This window comes from Streptomyces sp. Q2, from assembly GCF_056820935.1.
In genome coordinates this window covers 1-3,393 of sequence record NZ_JBXEJE010000091.1, presented here as the reverse complement: position 1 = coordinate 3,393, position 3,393 = coordinate 1, and the positions used below count along the sequence as shown (strand labels likewise).

At 72.4% G+C, this 3,393-nt stretch carries 3 protein-coding genes; all 3 read right to left on the bottom strand.

The window, feature by feature from the left end:
- Positions 1-124 precede the first annotated feature (124 nt).
- The gene (locus ACWBNA_RS47400; protein WP_482710811.1) at positions 125-1,105 is read right to left on the bottom strand and encodes a cation diffusion facilitator family transporter; all 981 of its coding nucleotides are present in this window, start codon (positions 1,103-1,105) and stop codon (positions 125-127) included.
- A gap of 110 nt (positions 1,106-1,215) precedes the next feature.
- Positions 1,216-2,367 (bottom strand): mannose-6-phosphate isomerase, class I, encoded by a 1,152-nt coding sequence (manA, locus tag ACWBNA_RS47395; RefSeq protein ID WP_482710810.1) that lies wholly within the window; start codon positions 2,365-2,367, stop codon positions 1,216-1,218.
- A 64-nt stretch (positions 2,368-2,431) separates the two neighbouring features.
- Positions 2,432-3,393 (bottom strand): SIS domain-containing protein (locus ACWBNA_RS47390; RefSeq protein WP_482710809.1); only part of this gene is annotated, 962 nt, incomplete at its 5' end.

The following is a 3,393-nucleotide window of genomic DNA, read 5'->3' as shown; positions in this document are numbered from 1 at the left end:
GGGGGGGTCCACCGAGCGACTCGGTGGACCCCACTGCCGCGCGGGACATCCGTATCGGGCATCCGTATCGGACAGTCGCACGAGACGGACCTACGGGAAGGTCCTACGCGAAGGTCGTACGAGGTCAGTGGCCGGGGCCGTGCGCCGTCGGGCCCCCGGGAGTGGCCTCGCGGTCGGCGCCCTTGGCGGCCTCGGTCTCGCTGTAGATGTCCGGTTCGAGGTAGATGACGCGGGCGATCGGGACGGCCGCGCGGATGCGGGACTCGGCGGCGTTGATGGCGGTGGCGACCTCGGTGGCCGTGTCGTCGTGCTGTACGGCGATCTTGGCGGCGACCAGCAGTTCCTCGGGGCCGAGGTGGAGGGTGCGCATGTGGATGATGCCGGTGACGGTGTCGCCGTCGACGATGGCGGCCTCGATCTTCTTGACGTCGTTGATGCCCGCGGCCTCGCCGAGGAGCAGGGACTTGGTCTCGGCGGCCAGGATCAGCGCGATCAGGATCAGGAGGACACCGATGCAGAGGGTGCCGATGCCGTCCCAGACGCCGTCGCCTGTCGCGAGGGCCAGGCCGACGCCGCCGAGGGCCAGGATCAGGCCAACGAGCGCGCCCAGGTCTTCCAGGAGGACCACCGGCAGCTCGGGCGCCTTGGCCCGGCGGACGAACTCCGTCCAGGAGAGGTCGCCCCGCAGCGGGTTGGACTCCTTGATGGCCGTCCGGAAGGAGAATGTCTCCGCGATGATCGCGAACACGAGGACGCCCACCGGCCAGTACCAGTGCTCGATCTCGTGGGGGTCCTTGATCTTCTCGTAGCCCTCGTAGATCGCGAACATGCCGCCGACCGAGAAGAGCACGATCGAGACGAGGAAGGCGTAGATGTACCGCTCGCGGCCGTAGCCGAAGGGGTGTTGCGGGGTGGCCTCGCGCTGGGCCTTCTTGCCGCCGACGAGCAGCAGGGCCTGGTTGCCCGAGTCCGCGAGCGAGTGCACGGACTCGGCGAGCATCGATGACGAGCCACTGAAGAGGAACGCCACGAACTTCGCTACCGCGATCGCGAGGTTGGCGGCGAGTGCCGCCACGATCGCCTTGGTGCCGCCTGACGCGCTCATGTGTTCGCGTTTTCCCTTCGTACGCCGTCCCGGGCTTTGCCCGTCCTTTGCGGTGGGCCATTGTTGCAGCCCCGCACGATGACGGTGTGCCAGGGCATCAAGTGGTCGCTTCAGACGATGACGGTCGCCCGGAAGACCGTGCCGGTCCCGGTCACCTCGGTCTGTTCTCCCGCCGGCACGAACACGGACTGGCCGGGGGTGAGTTCCGTGTCACCGGCACGGACCGTGCCCGCCGTGCACAGCAGGATCTGCGGGGTCGCGCGCGTGAGGTCATGGCCGGTGGCACCCTCGGGGAGGACGTACCGGGAGAGCCGGAACTCGTCGATCGGGGTCTCGTAGACCTCCTCGCCGTCGGGGGACGCCTCCGGGCGCAGCACGCCCGGGTCACCGGCCTCGAAGCGGACGACGCGCAGGAGTTCGGGGACGTCGACGTGCTTGGGGGTCAGGCCGCAGCGCAGGACGTTGTCGGAGTTCGCCATGATCTCGACGCCGAGGCCGCTCAGGTAGGCGTGCGGGATGCCCGCGCCGAGGAACAGGGCCTCGCCGGGCTGGAGTCGGACGTGGTTGAGGAGCATCGCGGCGATGACGCCGGGGTCACCCGGGTAGTGGTGGGCGATGTCCGCGTAGGGCGCGTGGTCGCCGCCGAGCCGGGTGCAGGCGGTCGCGGCCTCGGCGACCGTGCGGGCCATCTCCTCGGGATCGGCGGTGAGGATCGCGGTGAGGACCTCGCGCAGGGCGGCCTCCGCCGGCTGGGCGTGCAGCAGGTCGACGTACGGCTTGAGGGAGTCGACACCGAGCCCGTCGAGCAGGTCTGCGGCCTGCGCCGGGTCACGGAAGCCGCACAGGCCGTCGAACTCGGTCAGCGCGCAGATGAGTTCGGGCTTGTGGTTGGCGTCCTTGTAGTTGCGGTGCCCGGCGTCCACGGGGATGTTGCGGCGTTCCTCGTCCTCGTACCCCTCCTTCGCCTGGGCGAGGTCGGGGTGGACCTGGAGGGAGAGCGGGGCGCCGGCGGCGAGGATCTTGAGGAGGAAGGGCAGGCGCGGGCCGAACCTGGCCACGGCCTGCTCGCCCAGCTCCCGCTCCGGTGCGGCCGCGATGACGTCGACGAGCGTGCCGCGGGCGGTGCGCGAGGGGGCGCCCGGGTGGGCGCCCATCCACATCTCCGCCTGCGGTTCGCCGGTCGGCTCGGTGCCGAGCAGCTTCGGGATCGCTGTGGTGGAACCCCAGGCGTAGGGGCGGACGGTGTTGTCGAGGCGGTCCATGCTGTGTCTCTGTCTCCGTACGTACGCTGCTCGGCGGGCTCTGCTCGGTGGGCGCGGGACCAGATCAGGCCCTTGAGGCGAGCGCCAGGTAAACGGCGGCGAAATCGGTGACGGCGATCAGTTCCGCGAGGGTCTCCAGTTCGCCGCCGGGCTCCGGCTCCAGTTCGCTGATCGGCGTGTCGTGGCTGAGGGCCAGGTCACGGGCGCCGGGGGCGGCGGTGAGGCCGCCGATCGGGCGGTCGCGGAGCAGCACCACGCGCGCGTGCAGGGCGGGCGCCTCGTCGACGCGGTCGCGGAAGAAGTCGTTCGGGTCGGCGCTCGCGGCGAGCCGGCCCGCGAGCAGGGCGCTGTGCGCGGCGAGCGCCTCGGGCAGTTCGGCGACTACGGCCGGGGCGCCGGAGAGTTCGGCGAGGGCGGCGGCGAAGCGGCGGCCCGCGGGGCCCGCGGAGGTGCCCTCGGTCCAGATGACCGGGAGGGCGTCGGCGAGCTCGGCGGCCAGGGTCTTGGCCGGGTTGCTGTAGGTCGCGATGGCGGGCCCGCAGCGCTCGGCGATGCCGTCGAGGCGGTCGGCGACCTTCGCCAGGGCTTCGGGCGGGGCGGTCAGCAGGCCGGTGCGGTCCAGGAGCGCGAGCAGCGGGGTGAGCAGCGCCCACAGCACGCCGGGGGCGGATGCGGCGAGGGGTTCGTCCTGGTCGTACGGGGCGGTCGCCATCGGTACGAAGAGGCCGTGGGCGCCGTCGATCGCCTCGGCGAGCGGCGAGTGGGACGGGGCCACGGCGACGACGCTGCAGCCTCGGCGGTAGGCCTGTTCGGCGAGCAGGGACAGGCCCGGCTCGCTGCCGTCGGGGGTCGCGATCAGCAGCAGGTCCACGGAGCCGGCCCAGCCGGGCAGCTCCCAGCGCATGGCGCCCGCGGCGGGGGCGACGCCCGAGGGGGCCAGGCGGGTGACGGGGCTGCCGGCGCCGGCGAGCGTGCCGAGGAGGTCGGCGGCGTGGGTGGCGGCGGCACCGGGGCCCGCGATGAGGA